The organism is Cognatitamlana onchidii, assembly GCF_004804355.1.
In the GTDB taxonomy this organism is placed as follows: domain Bacteria; phylum Bacteroidota; class Bacteroidia; order Flavobacteriales; family Flavobacteriaceae; genus Cognatitamlana; species Cognatitamlana onchidii.
In genome coordinates this window covers 786,206-808,256 of the sequence record NZ_SRWZ01000001.1, presented here as the reverse complement: position 1 = coordinate 808,256, position 22,051 = coordinate 786,206, and the positions used below count along the sequence as shown (strand labels likewise).

Below are 22,051 nucleotides of genomic sequence, written 5' to 3'. Positions count from 1 at the left end.
CGAACTCTTTTAAAATCTTAGCTATTTGCTGGGGACTGAATTTACTTTTTCTCATAATTACTGTTTAAAGTTAATATTATTTTTACACTTTTAAACAGTTCGATTTATAGGGAAGCTTACAGCAAGCAATTAATTTTATACAATGTTGTGTAACGTATTTTTTTTAAAAGTCAGAGTTATGTCGGAAAAGGAATTAATTGTCGATGTTATAAATGTTCTTAAAACACTAGAAGGAAAATCTTTAAAAAGATGTCAATTAATCCTTGAAGATTCTTTGAAATCCATTAACAACATAGCTTTTAATCACGAATTAAACATAAACCATGAGTTATTTGAAAAATATAAAGAAGGCGAAATTATTGACGATTAGTAAATGTCGTTTTCAATTTTTAGTGTTTTTAAAACATCTTTTAGGTCTTTGTTTATTGTTTCATTGTCATGTTTCATAAATACCAAAACATACCAAATAATTTCATTTTCTGGCGTAGGAGGTATAGCAAATGATTCGGCACTAAATTTTTGAACTGCTTTAAGTTCCGTTATTTTAAATTCCTTTCCTTCTTTTCCGTATGGGAAATATGGTTTGGTTTTTAAGTAGTCAAACTCCGTAACAAGTTTTTCTGCTTTTGATTTTGAGTAATTCATTTTATTCGATTTCGTTTTTTATATGTTACACAACGTTTATGTATAAGGAAAGTTGCGTGTTTGTGCGCGAGGATTTTCCGAAGGAAAATCAGAAGCAAGCAAACGAGCAATTAACTTTGGTTTAGGTAAAACTAGCAATTTTTTTTATACGGTGTTGTAGCACGTATTTTTATTCTTTTTCTTGAGTATCAGGTTTTGATTTTTCGGCTGAATTGTTATCTACTATTTCCTTAACAATACGTTCTTTTTCGACCTCGTCATTTAAAAGTTTAGAGTATATTTCTCCTTTCCATTTGGTTTCTGCATCTATATGTTTTTGATATTTAATATACCAAAAGTAAAAACCAACAATCATTAAGACTGACCCTATTTGCAATAACCATTTAGAATAAAAGCCATAATATTTCTGTTTTTTTGAATTGTAATCATCTCGTTTTAAAAGTTTTCTGCCCTCTATTGCTTCTTTACTCCATTGTCTACTAAATTTAAGGACTCTGTCTCTATAATAATCTTGTAAAGGTTTTATTTTCTGGATGCTATCATATTTTCCCAATTCTTCTAATTCAATAATTTCCTTTTCCAATGAATCGTAATTGGTTATAGCGATATTGTATTCCTTTTCTGTGTTTTCAGCATCAACAAGATAATTAGAAAAGTCTTTATTAATTTCGTGTTTTTCGTCAAGATATAAATCGCTCACAAAAAAGGAAAGTCCTATTAACACAAGCCCAAAAATGGCTATAAATTTATAGAGGTTATCTGTTGGCGGGGTTAGAAAATTCATTGATTTTATCCATTTAAGTGATTTTCAATATGTGCTACAACGGTTACGTATAAGAATAGTGCGGTTTTGTGTCCGAGGATTTTCCGCAGGAAAATCAGAGAGACCAAATACGCACTGACCTTTTGATTGATGAATGAACTTACGCATTATTTTTATACAATGTTAGGTGCAGGTTTTAATTAGTGATTTTTTCAAAAGTTTCGTTTTTAAAATTGGCCATAAAGATTTGAGAGGTACTCCTTTTTAAGTCCACCAGTCCGTTTTCTGGATAATAAATAGAATGATAATAAAAGTTAACTTTGACTTTTACATCCTTATCCATCGGGATAAAATTTGTCCTAACGATTTGTTGTATCGAATTATAGGGAATATTAAATCTTTGAGGCTCTTTGGTAGGATACGTTTCAGCACTTTCGGTTTGAACCGAATTAGAAATTACTCTATTCTTTTCATCCACGATAGAAGATTTAAATCTAATAGGAACTTTATTTAGAGTTTCATAAATTATCTTTAATTCTCCATTCTTTATTAGTAGTCCAATAATTTCAACTTCTGGAGCTGTTTTTTTTAAAGTCTCTAATTCTTCCTTTTCCTGTATTAAAGACAATTTAGAAGATTCGAGTTCAATAATTCTTTCGTTTGAAATTTTAGCTGCTTTTCGTGTTGTTATAGCAAGACCAATTAAACCTATCAAACCAATAACAGAGGCAACTATTGCAACTCCTCTCCAAAATGTAATCCAATTATTAATATCCAAATCTGTATGAATTTATGTGTAAAAATGTTTTTGTTAACTTGCACCTAACGGTCTCGGCTATTATTTCGTTGCGGAAAAATCCGCAGGATTCTTTCCGCCGTAGACGAAAGATAGCAAATAAGCGTTGAATTCCGATTAGGAATTCAACCGCAATGAATTATAGCCATTGTTAGGCACTGGCTTTTTTTATTTTTAGTTGATATACTATTCCGTAAATCAGTCCGATTATTCCACCAAGATAGCTGAAATTGTGCATTGTTCCAGCAGTCAAAAAACTTTTTCGGTCATTCAATTCAGCTGGTAGATTCCAATTCGCATCCAAGTTTGAGATTATAAGTTTACCAACTAAAATTCCCACGATTCCAATTCCGATTGCTATTCCTAAAGTCCGAAATATTGCTCCGATTCCACTTTTCCACATAATTTTGGAATTAGTTTGAACCATTCCTACGATTCCGATAATCAGTCCGAGTATCAGTCCAAACCACCAAGTTGAGGCAATTCCAATTAATCCTGCGCTCATTCGAGGAAAGTCAAGCGTATATTTAATTGACCAAAATTGTTCAAATTTAAATTTAGTAAAGTATTCAGTCGAGATTGAGTAGGAAATTTGGTTATGTAAAAATCCGTAAATTGATGCAAGAACTATCGAGATAATTACGATTAATATTAAAATTCCAATTTTTTTCGCCATTCGGTTTTTTCAGCTTGTGCCTAACGGCTTGTGTATGAAATCGTAGGCGAATCTTAATTGCACCTACTAATCAAAATACAACGAGCCTTAGCTTTTGTGTTTTGTTATTAAATTGTTCTCGTAAATATAACGAAATCCGAAAGATTTGGCGATGCTTCAAATAGCACCAAACCTAAGCGATTCACCGAATCGCCTATGTTTTATACACTTTGTTAGTGGCAGTTTTATAGTGTGTTAGTATTTGTTTTCTATTATAGATAATCCAAATGATTGCAATGACAAATAGGGAAATGATATGAAACTTAAACCTCCAAAATTTTAGTGCCGAATTGCTTTCAGTGTTGTAATTTAATCCTGTTGATCTACCCCAGGCGATAAATGCATCAGCCATAGGGAGTTTTCCAAATAGATATTTTTTGACTTTATCAGTTCGTCTATCAAAACCGAATGCATGAATTGTTTTGTATTGGTTGTCAGCCAGGTTACTGTCATCATACATTGAGAGAGTTCCTATCATTACAATAGTCGCAGAAAATCCCACACCAAATATAACTGGACCAGAATCAATATCACCTAAACCTCTAACTCCTTTGGGATATTCTCGAATACATGGCAATCCAAATCTTGTTGATATAAATTTATCTTTAAATAAATCATATTGCTGTTGAGCAAACTTATAATCAATTTCACCTAGCATACGCAAAATTAATCCCATAGAACAGCCGCGAGAACCTTGACTAGACAGCCCTGTCAAAGAATTAACTTTATGAGGAATCATATCTGTATTTTCGTCAAGTTTGGTTTTAACGTCTTTGATCCAATGATCTATTGCATTATCGTATCTAGGAGCGAATAATTTGTCATGATTTGATAAAGAAGCCATTGCTACAAACATATCAGCTGGCCAAGATTGTTGGTCATAAGATTCTAAAAATGGAACGGCAGAAGAGTGTAAAGCATTTGCGATAATATCACTTTGGTCTTGTAATTTCTTGATGAATGTTTCACTATTTGAAAATGAAGTATCTACAAGTAGAATTTTAGAAAGGAGATAGTTTCTCCAACCGTGATAAAATATCCCATATTCAGGATCTAGATAGACAGGAAAAGACCATTTTGCCTGATCAATGTCTATGTTTTTATAAGCATAAAGAGCTTCGGACAACGCTCTATCTTTAGTTGATTTATCAACTGTATCAGCCAATGCTACCTCACACCAAGCTAAACCATAAAGAGCATTAACAAAAATGTATCCTTCGGGGAAAATATTTTGCATGCGCTGTCCTAATTTATTATCCTTTAATTCCTTTTCAAGAAAGTTTAACTGAAGAATAATATCTTCCTTTTCTTCAGTCAAAGAATGGTTCTCAGAATGCAACTTAAAATTTATCCTAAGGATTGCAATGCTTAAAACGCTTATGAATATAAGACTTATTATTCTCATTTTCTGGTTTCTAACGTAATTGCCACTAACGGTATTGTATAAGGATAGTGCGTTTTTGTGTGCGAGGATTTTCCGAAGGAAAATCGGAAGCTAGCAAAACCGTACTAACCTTTGATTAATCACTAAACTAAGCATTATTTTTATACGGTGTTGTGCCTAGTTTTTTATATTTAGTTTTATTTTTTGTCCGTCTTTCAAATCCTTTATTTGAAATCCTAAATCTCCGCTAAAAGCAATTAATTCCGCAAAACTAATTTTTCCGAGATTCGATTTCTCATATTCTCCGCCAATAACAGCCGACATTTTTAGACAATATTTTTCGTTTTCTTTTAATTCTCCAAGTTCCGATTTTGCAATGTTCACAAGGTTTGTCATTTCCCAATCTTCAATAAATTCAGAGTCGGCAGTAATTCGGTCAAATTCAGATTCTGATTTCGCAATTTTTCCACAACTAATTTCTTCGGGACAAATTCTCCAATATTCGTTTTTGTCCGTTTTGAATATTACGTTGCCAAAGTCATTCGTTCGAACTATTTCGGTCGCGTTAAACCCTTTCCAATTCCAAGCTTTGTTTATTTCAGTAATTATTTTTTCCATTTAAAAACTACTAATTATGATTGCAACAAGTATTATTAGAAGATAAAATAGTATTCCAGCAATTCTTGCTTTTTCGGCTTGTTCAATTTTTTTTTCAAATCCAAACTTTTTATAACGTTCAAATTCAATTTGGTTAGCACTTTTTGGATTTAAACGCCAATTGGGATTAATTGGAACGAAGAAAAAGGCGAGCCATTCTCCTTTTGTTAAAGGTATGGTTTTACGTTTCTGTATGTTTTCTAATTCCAGGCTCAAGTTTTCGTTAAATTAGGCACAACGGTCTTGTATATGAAAAGTAGCGGATTTTAAGCACTAACTTTTCAGATTATTACAGACCTTTAATTTATTCATTTTGTTAAGATTAAGCGATTAAACCGCTATTTTTTATATACGTTGTTGTACACTGGCTTTTTTCCGTTCAGATTGTCATTCAGCGTTGGCAAAGACATACTCTTTTGCAATTTTTGGCGTTACGATGGGTTGTGCGAATTGCAAATGTGTATGGCTTTAAGCGTTGGCTATTTTTTTCCTCTGTTTAACCTTCGGTTAGATAATTTTTTCCATATACTATCTGCCAATTCAATTTCTTCATTTGTCAAGCCGTAATTTTCTTTTAATATTTTTTCGTTCGTAATTTTTAGTAATTCCGAAATGTCTTCCTTTTCACGAATCATTTCGTCAATAGTTGGAAGTAATTCCGCATTCTTTTCATTGTAAGGTAAAAGTATTTTTTCCACTTCGTTCGGCATTAATTCTAAAACTCCGCCTCCGTGACTTCTCCCACAAATCTCAGCAAATGCAAATGAAAGTGAATTGTAATAACTAGCAGTTAAAGCATTTATATTCACTTTTTCTTTAATGGTTACTCTATGCATAGTATCCGTTGTGAAAGCTTTTGCTTCGTTAATTATTAATTTTGGATACTTATTATTTCTTCGAATAAATAATGCATCAGATATTCTTTGAGAAGGCACAATTTGCCATTCATCACGTATTCTACATTTATAACCTTTGTGTATATTGTTTTCTTCTCCCCAAGCAATATAATCTCTAGCTCCAACAGAACCATTCAGTTCGTCCATTTTTGGGAATGATAAAAAGTGCGTTCGAGCTTCTGAGTTTCTATTTTTAATCCAATCTTTTTCTGTGAAAATCGCACTTGGAACTTGAACACTTCTACCAACTAATGGTTTTGCATACTTTTCTAAATTATAGAATTGTACAGTAGAAAGTGGAACTGTAAAAAATGGATTTGAACCTGTTGTAATACCGACTTCTACTTTTGCGAATTCTCTTAGTCTTGGAATTAACTTGTCGTTTTGAAGTTTTTCTAAAAAGTCAATTTCGTTTTGTTCAAGGAAATAAAAAGTCCATTTGTTTGATTTGAAATCAATCTTCTTTTTTGGGCTTTTTAATTTTGATACATCTAGTTTTTTAAGTTCTTCCGCATCTTTCAATTCTAAATGTTCAATTAAATGTGTTTTAGATTTATTTTTCTCACACAACAAAAGAACTACTTCTTGTTGAATGTCTGGAAATACCAACTTTTCAAAAGATACAATGTTTATTTTATTATAAAAATGAGCTAAAAACTCTCTTAAAGGTTGAGCATACGAAACTTGTAGTATTTCGGCTGGTAATACAAATCCAATTTTGCTTTCCTCTTTTAAAAGTAGGGAAGAACCAATAACAAACGAAACCCAAGCATTGGTCAGTTTAGAATACTTTAGTTTGGCTTTGTCGAAAATCTGTGAAGCAAATTCTTGTTGTTCTTTGTCAAAATATTGGTAGCGAATGTAAGGTGGATTTCCGACTACCAAATCAAACTTTTGTTTGGTGTTAATGCAGAAATCGTGAAAATCGGTATTAATAACGTTAGTTTTGTCCAAGCCAATTTTTTTAGACTTTTCAGCTTCAACTTCGTCAAACTCTATTGCAGTTACAGAATTATATTCATAACCACCTTTTTGTATTTCTTCAAGGAATACTCCATCCCCACAACTTGGTTCTAAAATGTCAAATTGTGTATTACCGTTAAATGCCCATTTTAAAACAAATGATGCGATTGGTTCAGGTGTATAGAATCCACCCCTTAATTTTTCCTTTGATGCTTCTTTAATTAGTTGCATAAATCTCAGAAATTAAAGGGATATTGCTATCGGCTTCTCCCAAATTAAACAAAGTTTTAAGTGTGTCGTCTAGTTCAGACTTTAAACTGTCGAACTGACGCTGTAATGGAATTAATGTCCTTTTATTTCCGTTGCTATCATCTATTTTTCCTTGAACATCAATTAATTCTTTTTGAATTTTCGAGATTTTATCGTGAATATCTTTCTCTGATTTTGCGTCAAAATCAATAAGCCTAATTGGTAGCTTTTTGAGCACTTTTGTACCTCTTGCGATATAACCACCTCTGAATACTTCTCCAATTAGTGCAGAAAACCACTCTAAATATTTAGAGTTCAATAACGCTTGAATATAGTAGATAGAATAAGGGAAGTTGTCAGGTAAAGTAATCATACAATAACCTGCTGTACCGCCAGAAGATATTAAAGTTCCAAAATAATCAATTGCATATTTATTGCCTTGTGCTAAAACTCCAACAATGATTTTTGCAGGCACATCACATTTGTCTAAACTTTGATGTCTACCATATCTATACCATTCGTTTTTTGTTAGAGGTTCAGGTTTAATGTCTCTCTTATCGTTATCAAGTTTATCTTTATAGTGATGTAAAAACTTGTATGTTTCAGGATAATTAGATTTTAAGTCAGCAATTTCTACAAACTCAATTCCTTTTTTAGTTTTTAAATAAGGGTATATGACAAATGAGTTTGGCGAAAATGGGCGATAAGTATATAAATTATCTTCTCCGCTAGAAGTCTTGAAATATGGCCTAGTTAATGTTTTCTCAACTTTCCATTGAACACCATCTTTTTTGAAATAAAGAAAGTGTTTATCTTCTTTTTCTATAGAATGAATATAAACGTTATTGGCACTTGTTTGAATACCATTGTATATGTTTTCAGAACCAATAAGTTCCTCTAATGTTTTCGATTGAGAAACTATAGATGTGTAAATTGGTTTTAAAATACTTGGATAAAGCACCCAACCTTCGACTTCTAAAGAATCAATCTTGAATTCGTCAAAATATTCTTTCTCAATACTTCTTGTTTTCCAATTTTTGAGTGAGTTTACCTCAAAATATTTGAGTTGTTCTAGCTTTTCTTTTTTGAGAATTAAAAGGCAGGTGTATGTCGTCTTGTTTTGGAAAACTTGGTTTGCACCAAAGGATATTATTCGTTCAATTGCTTTATTATCGACAAGTAATTTTCTCAACTTTTTACCAGCTCCAACTTTCGCAAACTTACTTGGAACTATGTAACCAAAGTAACCTCCTTCTTTTAATAGTTGCAAACCTCTTTCTATGAAAAGAAAGTACTTGTCAAACTGTTTGTAAGATGATTCAAATTTTGATTTGTAAATTGGTAATTCAAGAGGTGTAAACTCTTTCATATGTTCTGTAGCCATATATGGTGGATTACCAACAATAACATCAAAACGAGTTTTGCCAAAATCAAAAGGATTTATTTCAACTTGATTTTTTTTATTTGTTTCTGATGACTCAATTAAGCTATTTCCAAACTGGATATTTTGGTCAAGAGTTGGTAAAGCAGGTGTTGTTATTGTTGCATTGTCTTCATTTTCTAGAAGCTTCAATAACAGGCCAAATTTACAGGCTTGAACAGCATTATAATCTTTATCAATTCCAAAAATGCAACTTTCTAAAACTTTCTTTTTGAGAGCAAAAGGTAATTTATAAATGTTTATTGATGTCTGAATTAATTTTGTTTGGTCACTTGATAAGTAGAAATCTACGAGTGTATCTTGAAGTAATTGATAAGTTTCGAGTAAAAATGCACCAGAACCACAAGCAATATCTGCAAAAGATGAATTTAAAATTTCATCAGCATTTTTGTTTTTGCAATGCTCTACAACTGTTTGCCTTAGAATATCTTGAATAATAAAAGTTGGTGTTGTAACAATATCCCTATCAACATTTTCCGGTTTCTTTTTTAAGAGAATTTGTCCGTTTTCTATCGCTAATTGCTCTCCAAGAAATATTTCATAGATATTACCTAAAATGTCCGAAGCAAAAACGGAAAAGGAATAAGTGCTTTCAGGGAAGTATAAATCTTTGATTATTTCCCAAAACGCAGAAGAGCTATCAGAAACTACCTTTTCTGTTAAAGGTTGATTAAATAAACCTGCGTTATATTTTTTGTCTGCTTCTTTGAATTTTTTGATGAGCGAAGAGAAATCATTATTTTCTGCAAAGTTTAATAAGGTTTTATAGGTTTCTAAATTTCGGTCTTCACAAACTCTTAAGAATATTATACTATTGATATAAGATTGAACAATATCGTTTAATTCTTCTATACTCAGGTCAGGTTTATGTGAATAAATTTCTTTACCTAAAACAATTCGCCATTCGTTAATATGTGAAAGAAATAAATCATCTACACTTGAAAGTTTTAATTGCTCCTCTATTTCTTTCCAAGTTTCCTCAAATTCTCCAGAATAGACAGCTTCGTTACTTAGCTGTTTTTTTATATCCTCAAAAGCTGATTCATATTCTGTATAGTGATAAAGATTTATTCTAGATTTTGTTACAGAATCATCTTTTCCAACTTTTTGAGAGCAATCATAGATTGCCAAATATTCAAAATTGGATAGGACTGAAATTTTAAGTTTTGCAGTAAAACCGTATCTGCGAATTTGTTTTGCAGGTTCGTTGTCGCTTTCAATTTTTACGTTTGGTTTTTTAGCTTCTAAAAAGAATTTTCGTTCAGAGAAAAGTCTAAAAGTATAATCAGGTTTTTTAGTATTGGAACTAGCATCTGCTTTTAGTCCTTCTTCAACTAAAACTTCTCGTTCGTTTGTCGGTTTTCCAGTCGAGTTTTTTATGTCCCAACCAAGTATTTCAAATAAAGGGTCAAGAAAATCTGTCCTAAGCTGAGTTTCGTTGTAATCTGCTTTTAGGTATGCTTCTCTATTTGAGTGATATTTTTTTACAAGGTCTTTAATGTTCATATTTATTTTAAGTCCAATGAACCTTGTTTAAGATTCTTATTTTTTAAATATTTAATTTTTTCTTCCGCTACCTTTAGGATTTCGTTGGTATTTTCTTCTTCTATAATCTGATAAGCTACTTTATCGCTAAAAAGAATAAGTCCAAGAGTTTTTTCCTCAACTTCGAACAATTCAGCCAATAATGGAATCATTTCTTTATTAGCACTTCTTTCTCCACGTTCAATTTTTCCCAACGTTGAAGGGTCAATGTCAAGTTTTGATGCAACTTTCCGTATTGGAAGATTTTGGTCTTCTCTCAATTTCCTCAAGTATTCTCCAAATGATTGTTTCGTATTCATTTCTTTCTGTTTTTCCTGAAAATATATTCAGGACAATAATTGTCCAAATATAATTGTTTTTTTTTGGAATTGAGTAAGAAGAGCGGTGGAAAAAGACAAGCTCTTTTTATTTTGTGAGGCACGAGCAAAATGAAATGTGCTTGACTATGCGGTTGGCTTTTCAGAGCTTGTGTACAACGTTGTTGTATATGGAAAGTTGCGAGTTTGTGTGCGAGGATTTTCCGAAGGAAAATCAGATGCTAGCAAACAAAGCAACTCACATTGGTTTAGGGTAAAACTAGCAATTTTTTATATACGGTGTTGTAAAACGTTTTTATTTATACAATTCATTAATGACTTCTTTTGCCAATTCAAGATTAGAATTCGGTAAATAAACAAATTGAGGTCCATAGCTGTTTCCGATTCCTAAAATTCCATATTCTGGATTGAATAACAATGGTCCAGTGGCGTCGTCATAAGATTCTTTTAATATATAATTCCCAAAATTAGATTCGTGTATTTCCTGATTTTGGTACTCAATTTTATGAGAGAGAATGAACTTGTCAAATGTAAAAGTCAATTGTTCAGATGCTTTGTTATAGTAGAATTTCATGTTTTTCTCTTTATTATTCAAATTCCTATAGTAGTATTTGGTTATTGAGTCATTATCTGAAATAACTAATTCATATTCCATAATTGGTTTAGCGATTTCTGTATGGAAAACGAAAAGAATTCTCTTTTCAATTCTTGATTCAGTTTTCGCAATTTTCTTTTCAGCAAAGTCATAATTATCGACTTTTTCCCCCATAGAAGTTCCTATAAAAATCAATATTCCGATTAGTATTAAACTCACAAATCCGAGAATAATTAATGATATGTTCAGGACTTTTTTCAAATGTTTTACAACGTGTTTGTGTATGATTAGCGGCGTATTTAAGCAACTAATTTAGTAAATACAAACCGAATAGAAAATCCGCGAGGATTTTCGTAAGCAAGCTCGAACTAGCCATTAATTATACACGTTGTTGTAAGTAGTGCTTTTTTCGTTCACTTACTTAATTTCAAAATCCGAAATGCTCCTTGAATTACCAATGCAAAAACAATTGTTCCGATAATCAAATCAGGTTTATTAGAACTCAAATAATGCACTAAAATTCCTGCAATAATTACTCCCAAATTGATAATCACGTCATTCGAAGTAAAAATCATACTTGCTTTCATATGTGCTTCTTCTTTGCTCTTTGACTTTTGCAAAATATAAAGGCAAATTCCGTTTGCAATAAGTGCAAAAATCGAAACGATAATCATTGTTGAAAAATCGGGAAGTTTCTCGTTTCCGAAAAATCTTCTCAAGACTTCTACAAATCCAATAATCGCAAGTATTATTTGAAAATATCCAGCAAGTTTGGCAATCCGTTTTTTCTTTGTTACTGTTCCACCAACCGCAAACAAACTAATTCCGTACACAAAACTGTCCGCAAGCATATCTAAACTATCGGCAACAAGTCCCATAGATTTTGAGATAATTCCTGTCGTCATTTCGATAATGAAAAATGCAAAATTTATGGCAAGTACAGACCAAAGTAGTTTTTTCTGATTTTCGTTTTCTTTAAATTCCGTTTGGTCGGTTTGTTCCGTTGAGATTTTTTTTCCACCTAAATTCAGTTCGATAACGGACTTTTCGATTTGGTCAATTTCTCCGCTGTGAAAAACGGTCAATTTTCGGTTCGGAATATCAAAGTCCAAATTCGCAATGCTTGAAATTCCGTCCAATTTCATTCGGATAAGATTTTCCTCTGAAGGACAATCCATTTTGGTAATTTCAAATATCGTTTTATTCACTTGGTTTCTGGGTTTTTCGGCATTACTTACAACGTGATTGTGTAAGGAAAGTTGCGTGTTTTAAGCACTAAAGTTAGCAAATAAATCACAGATAGAAAGTCCGCCAGGACTTTCGTAAATTGGCTTTTACCAGCAATTTTTTTTACACGGTGTTGTAAGCAGTTTTTTTATTCGGTTAATAATTTTCCTATTTCAAATATTTCAGCATAGCGGGATGAAAGGCCAAAAACCAAAATACTTTTTTCATCTATTATTCCATTAATTTCGAAAAGCATTTCTTTGTGTTTTGAGTTTTCTAAATTTTTCTTTCCTCGATAAACTTCAAATTTTTGTAAATCATTCATATAAAAAGCAGGAACCGTATTTATGACTATTGTACTATCCACTTTTTGGCCATTAAAATATATATCTCCGTGTAAATTTGGTGAAAGAGTAGTATTTGAAATCGTATCATTTCTATGTCCAATGTAAATTTCAAATTCGGTCGGAATTACACTTTCCCAACCTCCAGTTACTTTTCCGTTAATTTTAAATGTCTTGCTTTTTCGGTCAATCTTAATTTCATTCGGAATTATTATTAATCCGTTTCTTTTAGGCTCTGATGAAGTATAAATAATTGAGTCCGTTTTTGGGTCGACAAGTTCCGTTTGAATATCTGATTTTGTATAATCTCTGAAACAAGGAATTCCACTAAAAACATTATCTAACCAACCAAATGTAAATCGGTTTTCATCTACTTTTAATTTCAATAATTCGCTGTATTCAACAGTTTTTGGATTGTCTTGTGCATTAGCAAATCCAACTACGAATATTGAAATTAAAATTATGTTTCGGATGTTTCTCATAATTGCTTACAACGTGTTAGTGTATGATTTCGTTGCGTGGTTTAAGCACTAAAGTTAGCAAATAATCACGGATAGAAAATTCTAGCGGAATTTTCGTAAGTAAGCCTTTACTAGCAATGAATTATACACAGTGTTGGCAACAGTAATTTAACAGTCGTTTTCAATATATAAAGTCAAATTCCACTGTCCATTTATTTTTTCAAATCCAAGCATTTTTAGGGTTCCGACTTCTTTTAAGGTATATTCAAAGTAAAATTTATTGTCAGAATAACTGAATGTGTTTTCCCATTCTTTGTCAATTCTAATTTCTTCAATAAAGTTCCAATCGTCAAATACCCAATTATCCTCTGTTAAAACATAAGTTTCTTCACAAGCTCCAACTACTGCAATCAAATTGTCAAAGTCAATGTGAGTCTTTTGAAAATTAGTGTCGGAAATGAACTTTTTACTAAATTCCAGAAAACCATTCGGAACTTTTGTTTTGTCAGAGTATGATTCAGACACTTTTTGGTAATCCTCGGCTTTTTGAAAAGCTAAATCCCAGTCGTATTTTTCTACTTCTCCTTTTTTGTATAGTTTATAAATCGAATCCATTTTAGCTTTCATTAATTCCTCTTCAGCTATGGAATTCGATTCTTCACTTTCCGTTTTCAATTCAGGTTTAGGTTCTTGTTTATTTTCTTTACAAGAAATTATTAATAGAAGTAAGAAAGTCAGTTTTAGTATCCTCATTTTTTATTGTTGCCAACTTGTTTATATGGATGATTTAATTAATCATAATAATCCCATTTGGGGTGATAACGATGGTTTTTGGTGATTTTTATTATCCTTATACCATTTTAATTGTTTACCGCCCTTTTGTAAAAATACATTTTTTCTTACAATAGTTTAAGAGGTAAATAAATAATTAGGTTCTAAATGTTTTAAGAAGTTTGTTCAAGTTGTTAAATCAGCTTAATTAGTTGACAGCTGTTAAGTGCACTGACGGCGGGTAGTCTTCTCTTAATACTGTATGGATTTAGATGATATACGTGTTGCTTACAGGAAATAATGAAGCGCAATACCGAGTAAATCTTTAGTAGTTGTTACATTTGTGGCATGACAATATTTGATGTGCTTTTTTTTCGGGTCTTTCAGTACTACAAAAACAAGAAAAATAAAAACGCGAATACGCTAGCTGTTTTTTATATCACGTTTTTACAAAGCAGTTTACTGTTAGTTTTAGGGGTGTTTTTTTCAAAATTTTTCAAACGCATGCATGTGGCTACTATGTCGGGGACAAAAGCTTGGACGCTTTTTGCCTTGGTGGTGATATTCTTGTATTTTAAGAACTGGACGCAATACGGTGGTAAAAAATTAAAGGTTAGAAATGCAAAACGCCTACATAAAAAGAAACTAACCTACCCTATAGGTCTACTTTGGTTGGTCCCATTTGTTGTTTTAGGTTTGGCCTTTGTACTTATGCAAGCCACTTAGTTATTTTTTAAAAACAACGTATACCGGAAAGTGGTCACTATATCCACCTTTGTATTTTTTGCCAACATAGGTTCTAAATGGTGCTCCTTTAAAAGGGCCTTTAAAAAGTTTTAAAAAGTCTGCGTCAAAAATATCAGCTTTAAAAAACTCGAAGTTCTTGTTAGATGTTTTAAGGAAGTTGGTAGAAAACAATATTTGATCAAAAACAAACCATTGTCGTCTATGTTTTACTGTACCTCTATTAAAAGACCTCAGTGTTTCAAAAGGATTGAATAGTCCAAAACTTTCAATTAATTGTTGAATGCTGTTGCTGTGGGGGTCATCGTTAAAATCTCCTAAAACAATGATTTTTGAATGGCTGTTATCTTGTTTTAGCTTAGTTATAATATGGCCAACCATATTTGAAGAGGCTAAACGTTTTGGTTCAGTTTCTTTTTCACCTTCACGTCTTGAGGACCAATGGTTAATAATAATATGGACAGGTTCAGAATCTAAATTCCCCGATACTAAAAGGATATCCCGTGTATAATCCGGAGAGCCGTCATCATCAGTTAAAGCTACCCTAAAAGTTTCTGTGTGCTTAACCTTAAAGGCGTTTTTGTCATAAATAAGAGCGACATCAATGCCTCGTTCATCTAAAGAATCAAAGTGCACAAAGTCATAATCAAAACTATTAAGATGTTTTGAGGCTATTAAATCTTTTAAAACTTTGGCGTTTTCAACTTCTGCAACTCCAATTAAAGCGGGGTGTTTGCCAGTAATCTCTTTCCCTATATTTGAAATAGTAAACCCTAATTTTCTTAGCTTGTTATCATATCGTTTTGGGGTCCATTTTTTCACAGACACCGGTAAGAAATCATTATCATTAGTATGCCTGTTATCTCTTAAGTCAAATAAATTTTCAAGGTTGTAAAAAGCAATGGTTTGCATATCCTGACGCACAGGAATATCTTCAAAAAGTTCTGTCATATACCAAAAATAGGCCTAAAATTATAAATATTAAAATGCTATCAATTATGTAACTTTGCACATATTTATTTGTAGTATTTAAAAGAACAAGGTGGGTTTAGAAAAAGCGGTTTTAATAGGAGTCATTACAAAAGATCAAGATGAAGTCAAATCTAAAGAATATTTAGATGAGCTTGAGTTTTTAACTTTTACAGCTGGAGGGTACGCCGTTAAGCGTTTCACACAAAAAATGGATATGCCTAATCCCAAAACCTTTATTGGGACTGGAAAGATGGAGGATGTGCGTAAGTATATTGAAGAGCACCATATCACTACCGCTATTTTTGATGATGAATTATCTGCTGCTCAAGAACGTAATATCAGTAAAATATTAAACGTAAAGGTGCTGGATAGAACCAATTTAATTCTAGATATTTTTGCACAACGTGCCCAAACAAGTTATGCCAGAACCCAAGTAGAACTGGCGCAGTGTGAATATTTATTACCCAGATTAAGAGGTATGTGGACGCACCTCGAGCGACAAAAAGGAGGTATTGGAATGCGCGGTCCTGGAGAAACAGAGATCGAAACAGATAGGCGTATTGTTCGCGATAAGATTGCCTTGCTAAAGGCTAGAATAAAAACCATCGACAAACAAATGGCTGTTCAACGCGGTAATCGTGGTAAAATGGTGAGGGTCGCCCTAGTTGGATATACTAATGTAGGGAAGTCTACGCTAATGAACGTTATTAGTAAAAGCGAAGTGTTTGCCGAAAATAAATTATTTGCCACTTTAGATACCACAGTAAGAAAAGTGGTTATTCAAAATTTACCTTTTTTGCTATCGGATACGGTTGGGTTTATTAGAAAACTACCAACACAATTGGTAGACAGTTTTAAAAGTACTCTGGACGAAGTTAGAGAGGCAGATTTATTGCTTCATGTGGTCGATATTTCGCACCCTAATTTTGAAGAACATATTGCTTCCGTTGAGAAGATTCTGGGTGAAATAAAAAGTGGCGATAAGCCAACTATTATGGTTTTTAATAAAATAGATGCCTACCAACCAGAGTCGATTGATGCCGACGACCTAGAAACCCAGCGCACAGAAAAGCATTATTCTTTAGAGGAATGGAAAAGTACTTGGATGAGTAAGGTTGGTAATAATGCCTTATTTATTTCTGCTTTAAATAAACAAAATTTAGAAGATTTTAAAAAACGTGTTTATAAAGAAGTAAGAGACATACATGTAACACGTTTTCCTTATAATCACTTTCTTTACCCAGACTACGAAGAAGAGAGTTAGTTAAATTGAACTTATGATTAAGATAATTTCAAACATGTTTAAAAAACGATGGGTGAAATGGCTAGCCGTACTATTTGGGTTAGTAATAACTTTTTTCATTGGGCTATACGTTGCTATTTACATAGGTGTTTTTGGAAAGTTACCAACACAAGAGGATTTAAGGTCTATTAAGCAGGAGCAGGCCACTCAAGTTTTGGATAAAGATGGATTACTTCTAGGGAAATATTACATTTATGATAGACAGCCTTTAAGATATGATGATTTTCCTCAGCACCTTATAGATGCTTTAATCGCCACCGAAGATGTACGTTTTTATGAGCATAATGGTATTGATAATACAAGTTTAGTAAGGGTCTTTGTTAAAAGTATTCTGTTGCAAAAGAAATCTGCGGGAGGAGGAAGCACCATAAGTTTGCAATTGGCAAAAAACCTATTTGGTAGAAAAAACTATCTGTTTTTAGGTACGGTAATAAATAAATTAAAGGAGTCAATTATCGCAACTAGAATAGAGGAGATATACTCCAAAAAAGATATTCTTACGTTGTATTTAAATACAGTCCCTTTTTCCGATAATACCTATGGTATTGAAAGTGCCTCTAGAAAATTTTTTGACAAAGCCGCTTCTCAGTTAAGTGTTTTGGAAGCCGCCACCCTAGTGGGCACCTTGAAAGCGAATAGTTTTTATAATCCTAGAAAAAGACCTGAGAATTGTCGAAATAGGAGGGATGTGGTTTTAAGTCAAATGGCTAAATATAACTATATAGATACGAAGACAAAAGATTCTTTACAGAAGCAAGATTTAGTTCTAGAATATAGGTCGTTTAGTCATGATTTAGGTGTGGCACCCTATTTTAGAGAAGCGGTTAAAAAAGAACTGCAACACATATTGGATACCTTAGTCTCGCATGAAGGTGATTCGTATGATTTGTATAGAGATGGGCTAATTGTTTATACAACATTAGATTATAAAATGCAGAGGCTAGCCGAAGAAGCTGTGCAAGAACATATGTCTAAACTTCAAAAGAATTATGAAGATTCCTATGGAAAATTGGCTCCATGGATACAAAACAAACACCTAGTTGATGGTGTTTTTAAAGCACTTCCTGAATATAATAGGTTAAAAGAATTAGGTTTGAGTATGGAACAGATCGAAGATTCTTTGTCTGTTAAAAGACCTGTTGAGTTGTTTAGCTGGAGTGGAGATGTGATAGAAAATATAAGTGTAAAAGATAGTATTAAGCATTATTTAAAACTTTTAAATACGGGCATGCTGTCTATTGAACCTAAAACGGGGGCCGTTAGAAGCTATATCGGTGGGATTGATTATAGGTTTTTTAAGTATGATCATGTCTCGCAGAGTACAAGGCAAGTAGGGTCTACATTTAAGCCGTTTGTTTACACGGCAGCTATTGAAAAAGGTATGGATCCGTGTACCTATTTTTCGTTATCTGAGGTTACCTATACTAACTATGATAATTGGACGCCTCGTAATTCAGGAAAGGATCAAGACACCCCTTTTATTAATTACACCTTGGAAAAGGCTTTGAGTCAATCGGTAAATACAGTTTCAGTAAAAGTGCTTAATGAGGTTGGAATTTCCAACGTCATAGATCTTTCGAATAAATTAGGTATCCCAGAAAAACTGCCTAATAAACCGGCATTGGCCTTAGGAGTGGCTGAAATAAATTTAAAGCATTTAACAGGAGCTTACGCGAGTTATGTTAATAAAGGAAAAGGCGTAAAACCATATTATATTGAGCGTATAGAGGATAAGCATGGAAACGTAATAGCAGATTTTAAACCTAATGTATTAGATGATCCTGCATATAATGAATATACTAGACAGGTTTTGCTAGAAATGATGAAGTCTACGGTTAACTCTGGAACAGCTTCTAGATTACGAAGCACCTATGGACTGCATAATGAAATAGCTGGTAAGACCGGAACAACACAAAATAATAAAGATGGTTGGTTTGTAGGCATAACACCCAATTTGGTAACGGTTACTTGGGTGGGTAATGATAATCACGCCATTGGTTTTAAAACAACTGCTCTAGGGCAAGGGGCCAATTCGGCATTACCTATTTTTGCTAAATTTTATCAGAAACTGAATGAAGCTACTGAGTTTGATGGCATAACCCAAGCCCAATTTGAACATCCTTCAGAACAAGTTATTGAGGATTTAGATTGCGAGCCTGAAAAGCGTGACTCTTTTATTAAACGACTATTTAGTAAGAAGAAAAAAACTAAAAAATTTAAAGGAAATAAATAAGATAAGGATGCGGTTAAAAACAAAAAGTACTTCTTGTAAAGAAGTACTTTTTGTTTTTTGGATCTGTAAAGTGTTAGCTTAGAATTTATAACTAAGGCCAAAAGTAGTATAAACTTGTAATTTGTTATCCACGTTTTCAAATGAAGGCATAGGATCTGTTCCATCAGGATCCCAATTGCCTAAGGCAAAATTAACAGCTTCCTGTTTACTGTCCCTTAGACCAAAATCAAAGCCTAAACCAATACCTTTCCATACGGTATAACTAAAGGAGTTAATCCAAGTCCAGTTTGATAAATTAGAATTTTGATAACTTATAAATGATGACAGGTTAGAGCTTAATTCAAAATTACCAAATTTGCGTGCATAGTTTGCAACTACTTTAGCACCAAAAGAGGATTCAAAAATGGCATCGTTTTCTGCAAACACAAAGTTGTAGTTTATTGGGTGAACAACTACAACAAGGTTTTCAACAGGTGTCCATGTAATACCAACACCTAAATCTAAATATCCTGGGTCGTTGAAATTGTTAATTAAGGTTGAGCGGTATTCTCCTAAGGTAGAAATGGCAATTTTTTCACTTAATTTATATCCATAAAGGGAGGTAAGGCTAAACACATCATTGGCTTCCTTAAAGCTATCATCATCGGTTGGGTCGTCTTTATCATCGAATTTTACCCAACTAAGATTGATATTTGCTTTACTATACCAAAAATATTTTTCACGGTCTAATTTAGCATATGGGTTAGCAGTAATATTAATATTCCCTGAGGAGTTGTTTGGTGTTCCTTGGGCATACCAATTGTTAAATTCAGATAAGCTAGCTCCAATAGTACCAAAAGCACCAAATTTCCAGCCTGGGAATTTGTCAATTTGAGATTGAAGATCTTCGGCTTCTTTTGTTAAAGCTTTTGCTTCGGCTTCTTTTTCAGCCTTTAGAGCCTTTAATTCTTCCTTAGTTTGTGCATTCATTGAAACTGCTCCAATGAATAATGTAATGATTAATAGCGTTTTTTTCATTTTTATGATTTTTAATAAAATGCGTTCAAAGATAAGTTAATTTTCAGTTGAAAGAATAATCCATCAACAAAACTCCAAATTTTTAATGAGATTCAAAAATCACTCTCAAGTCACAAAAAGTTAGGTGTGTTTATTTGTTTTTGTAAAGAGGAACAGAAGAGCAAGCTTCGCCATACATAAGGGATTTAGCAACAGGTTTTAATTTTTTGGTAAGCATTATATAAGCATTGTCTGGGACTGGTTTGTTTGAACAACCTTTAATTATAATAGGTTTATCTTGGAATATAGAAATATCAAGATTGTTTATGATATCTTGATATATTGATGTTTCCAACTGTTTCAGGTTTCCTATTGTAATCTGTTTTGCATAGGGTTCCAAATAAACAGTTAAAAGCATATAGGCCCAACCAGGAATTATGGCATCTGTACTACAAGTTAATGCGACATAATGGTTTTGGTATTGACTCCAGTTATGCCCCTTAGCTTTCTCTCGAAAGTCTTTTTCACGCAAAATAAGACCTTCAAACAACCAGTCTTTTATGTCAAACAGAATACGGTTTCCTTCTGGGTAGTAATCTTCTAAGTCGATGGTAACCAGCTTACTATTGGCTACTCTATTTATAATGTCGTCTGCCATGTTATTTTTTCTTTGCAATTAATAAAATTGAGTCATCTGTTTCAAATTCTTCATAATATTCTAAATAAAGAATGTTAAAAGAGTCTTTGTAAAAGCTCACTAAATCAGGTTTATCGTGGTAGTTAACAAATAGACCTTTAAAAATCTCGGAGTCTTCACCTTTCCAAAAGGAGTGACATATTATTCCTGAGTCATTTAAAATTTGACATTGTCTTTTAATAGATTGAGACAATTGGTCATTAGTTAAATGATGTAAGACTTTATTAGAATAAATACCATCAAATCTATCCTTAATAGTTAAAGTAGTGGCATCTAAATTCAAGAACTCACCGTTTACATTTTGAGTCTTTAGATGGTTAATAAATTCATCTGAGTTATCAGAGCCAATAACTTGAAAATAGGTGTTTAAAATTCTCCAATCGGTTCCTGGTCCTGAACCAATTTCAAGCACTTTTGAGTCTAAAGGCAAGTAGTCTTTTAAAAGTTCAATGAGCGTCCCTCCATTAACGTTTTTTGCCAGCTCTATATAAGCTTTTACAGATGCCTCTGTCTTGTAATAGTCGCCTTTCATAATTCTGGTGAACTAATTGAATAATGAAGGAATGGTTGGTTAGAGCATGCCTAATTCGAGTTTGGCTTCTTCACTCATAAGCTCTTGAGACCATGGCGGATCAAACGTTATTTCTACCTCGGCATCTTTTACTTCATCTAAAGATTTAACTTTTTCCTCAACCTCCAGTGGCAATGTCTCTGCTACTGGACAGTTTGGAGTGGTAAGGGTCATTAAAATCTTGACATCAGAATCTTCATTTACAAAAACGTCATAAATTAGCCCTAATTCATAGATGTCTACAGGAATTTCAGGATCATAAATGGTTTTTAAAACATTTACAATTTTTTCTCCTAAATCTGTTGTATTTATATACTCGCTCATTTTAATTCAATTGTGTTTGGTACGCAATAGCATACATTTTTAGTTGTTTTACCATACTTACCAAACCATTGGCTCGTGTTGGTGATAAATGCTCTTTTAAGCCTATTTTATCAATAAAATCGGTTTCGGCATTTATAATGTCTTTGGGATGTTGATTAGAAAACGTCCGTATTAGGATAGCAATAATGCCTTTAGTAATAATGGCATCACTATCTGCAGTAAATACAATCTTGTCGTCTTCCATTTCTGCATGTACCCATACTTTGCTTTGACACCCTTTTATAATGTTACTGTCTGTTTTATATTGGTCGTCAATTAAGGGTAAATCTTTCCCTAAATCAATCATATATTGGTAACGCTCTTCCCAGTCCTCAAACATTGAGAATTCGTCGATTATTTCATTTTGGATATCTTCAATACTCACGATCACAAATTTTTATGC

Annotated in this window: 24 protein-coding genes; 4 read left to right on the top strand and 20 right to left on the bottom strand. The window is 32.7% G+C overall.

The features are described from left to right. Positions 1 to 178 precede the first annotated feature (178 nt). Positions 179 to 370, top strand: coding sequence for a hypothetical protein (locus E5D58_RS03810; protein ID WP_136480487.1), 192 nt, complete (start codon positions 179 to 181; stop codon positions 368 to 370). Here E5D58_RS03810 and E5D58_RS03805 read toward each other — a convergent pair. The 14 genes from E5D58_RS03805 to E5D58_RS03735 form a co-directional block, all read right to left on the bottom strand. Continuing rightward, entirely contained in the window at positions 367 to 645 is a 279-nt protein-coding gene (locus E5D58_RS03805; RefSeq protein WP_136480486.1) for a hypothetical protein, read from the bottom strand. The genes E5D58_RS03810 and E5D58_RS03805 overlap by 4 nt on opposite strands. A gap of 169 nt (positions 646 to 814) precedes the next feature. Continuing rightward, complete coding sequence (locus E5D58_RS03800) at positions 815 to 1,429, bottom strand: hypothetical protein (RefSeq protein ID WP_136480485.1); 615 nt, start codon at positions 1,427 to 1,429, stop codon at positions 815 to 817. 175 nt (positions 1,430 to 1,604) lie between these two features. Beyond that, a complete protein-coding gene (locus E5D58_RS03795) occupies positions 1,605 to 2,186 on the bottom strand; it encodes a hypothetical protein (protein ID WP_136480484.1) in 582 nt (193 codons plus the stop codon). A 169-nt stretch (positions 2,187 to 2,355) separates the two neighbouring features. Continuing rightward, on the bottom strand, positions 2,356 to 2,880 hold the full coding sequence (locus E5D58_RS03790) for a hypothetical protein (RefSeq protein WP_136480483.1): 525 nt from the start codon (positions 2,878 to 2,880) through the stop codon (positions 2,356 to 2,358). A 193-nt stretch (positions 2,881 to 3,073) separates the two neighbouring features. Then, positions 3,074 to 4,237, bottom strand: coding sequence for a hypothetical protein (locus E5D58_RS03785; protein ID WP_136480482.1), 1,164 nt, complete (start codon positions 4,235 to 4,237; stop codon positions 3,074 to 3,076). Positions 4,238 to 4,480: 243 nt separating this feature from the next. Next, positions 4,481 to 4,921 (bottom strand): T6SS immunity protein Tdi1 domain-containing protein, encoded by a 441-nt coding sequence (locus E5D58_RS03780; RefSeq protein ID WP_136480481.1) that lies wholly within the window; start codon positions 4,919 to 4,921, stop codon positions 4,481 to 4,483. Then, complete coding sequence (locus E5D58_RS03775; protein WP_136480480.1) at positions 4,922 to 5,176, bottom strand: hypothetical protein; 255 nt, start codon at positions 5,174 to 5,176, stop codon at positions 4,922 to 4,924. It lies immediately after the preceding gene. A gap of 263 nt (positions 5,177 to 5,439) precedes the next feature. Beyond that, positions 5,440 to 7,050, bottom strand: a complete 1,611-nt coding sequence (locus tag E5D58_RS03770; RefSeq protein ID WP_136480479.1) for an Eco57I restriction-modification methylase domain-containing protein — start codon at positions 7,048 to 7,050, stop codon at positions 5,440 to 5,442. Further along, positions 7,037 to 10,015, bottom strand: a complete 2,979-nt coding sequence (locus tag E5D58_RS03765; protein ID WP_136480478.1) for an Eco57I restriction-modification methylase domain-containing protein — start codon at positions 10,013 to 10,015, stop codon at positions 7,037 to 7,039. The genes E5D58_RS03770 and E5D58_RS03765 overlap by 14 nt, the downstream gene beginning before the upstream one ends. Before the next feature lie 2 nt (positions 10,016 to 10,017). Continuing rightward, entirely contained in the window at positions 10,018 to 10,353 is a 336-nt protein-coding gene (locus E5D58_RS03760; RefSeq protein WP_136480477.1) for a helix-turn-helix domain-containing protein, read from the bottom strand. A gap of 313 nt (positions 10,354 to 10,666) precedes the next feature. Beyond that, complete coding sequence (locus tag E5D58_RS03750; protein ID WP_136480475.1) at positions 10,667 to 11,185, bottom strand: hypothetical protein; 519 nt, start codon at positions 11,183 to 11,185, stop codon at positions 10,667 to 10,669. Between the two features lie 194 nt (positions 11,186 to 11,379). Further along, a complete protein-coding gene (locus E5D58_RS03745; protein ID WP_168796620.1) occupies positions 11,380 to 12,174 on the bottom strand; it encodes a cation transporter in 795 nt (264 codons plus the stop codon). Between the two features lie 167 nt (positions 12,175 to 12,341). Next, the gene (locus E5D58_RS03740) at positions 12,342 to 13,019 is read right to left on the bottom strand and encodes a hypothetical protein (RefSeq protein ID WP_136480474.1); all 678 of its coding nucleotides are present in this window, start codon (positions 13,017 to 13,019) and stop codon (positions 12,342 to 12,344) included. 147 nt (positions 13,020 to 13,166) lie between these two features. Further along, positions 13,167 to 13,751, bottom strand: coding sequence for a hypothetical protein (locus E5D58_RS03735; RefSeq protein ID WP_136480473.1), 585 nt, complete (start codon positions 13,749 to 13,751; stop codon positions 13,167 to 13,169). 366 nt (positions 13,752 to 14,117) lie between these two features. On the opposite strand from E5D58_RS03735, the gene E5D58_RS03730 reads away from it, so the two are divergent. Then, positions 14,118 to 14,495, top strand: coding sequence for a hypothetical protein (locus E5D58_RS03730; RefSeq protein ID WP_136480472.1), 378 nt, complete (start codon positions 14,118 to 14,120; stop codon positions 14,493 to 14,495). On the opposite strand, the gene E5D58_RS03725 is transcribed toward E5D58_RS03730, so the two are convergent. Further along, the gene (locus tag E5D58_RS03725) at positions 14,496 to 15,464 is read right to left on the bottom strand and encodes an endonuclease/exonuclease/phosphatase family protein (protein ID WP_136480471.1); all 969 of its coding nucleotides are present in this window, start codon (positions 15,462 to 15,464) and stop codon (positions 14,496 to 14,498) included. A 91-nt stretch (positions 15,465 to 15,555) separates the two neighbouring features. On the opposite strand from E5D58_RS03725, the gene hflX reads away from it, so the two are divergent. After that, complete coding sequence (hflX, locus tag E5D58_RS03720; protein ID WP_136480470.1) at positions 15,556 to 16,749, top strand: GTPase HflX; 1,194 nt, start codon at positions 15,556 to 15,558, stop codon at positions 16,747 to 16,749. Between the two features lie 13 nt (positions 16,750 to 16,762). After that, positions 16,763 to 19,021: a penicillin-binding protein 1A gene (locus E5D58_RS03715; RefSeq protein ID WP_136480469.1), complete on the top strand. Its 2,259-nt coding sequence runs from the start codon at positions 16,763 to 16,765 to the stop codon at positions 19,019 to 19,021. 78 nt (positions 19,022 to 19,099) lie between these two features. Here E5D58_RS03715 and E5D58_RS03710 read toward each other — a convergent pair whose 3' ends face one another. The 5 genes from E5D58_RS03710 to E5D58_RS03690 all read right to left on the bottom strand — a co-directional run bounded on the left by E5D58_RS03710 (position 19,100) and on the right by E5D58_RS03690 (position 22,033). Next, on the bottom strand, positions 19,100 to 20,038 hold the full coding sequence (locus E5D58_RS03710; RefSeq protein WP_136480468.1) for a DUF3078 domain-containing protein: 939 nt from the start codon (positions 20,036 to 20,038) through the stop codon (positions 19,100 to 19,102). A gap of 130 nt (positions 20,039 to 20,168) precedes the next feature. Next, positions 20,169 to 20,675, bottom strand: coding sequence for a DUF2480 family protein (locus E5D58_RS03705; RefSeq protein ID WP_136480467.1), 507 nt, complete (start codon positions 20,673 to 20,675; stop codon positions 20,169 to 20,171). A gap of 1 nt (position 20,676) precedes the next feature. Then, complete coding sequence (locus tag E5D58_RS03700) at positions 20,677 to 21,246, bottom strand: class I SAM-dependent methyltransferase (protein ID WP_136480466.1); 570 nt, start codon at positions 21,244 to 21,246, stop codon at positions 20,677 to 20,679. A 39-nt stretch (positions 21,247 to 21,285) separates the two neighbouring features. Continuing rightward, a complete protein-coding gene (locus tag E5D58_RS03695) occupies positions 21,286 to 21,609 on the bottom strand; it encodes an SUF system Fe-S cluster assembly protein (protein ID WP_136480465.1) in 324 nt (107 codons plus the stop codon). A 1-nt stretch (position 21,610) separates the two neighbouring features. Further along, entirely contained in the window at positions 21,611 to 22,033 is a 423-nt protein-coding gene (locus tag E5D58_RS03690; RefSeq protein ID WP_136480464.1) for a SufE family protein, read from the bottom strand. Between the last annotated feature and the right edge of the window lie 18 nt (positions 22,034 to 22,051).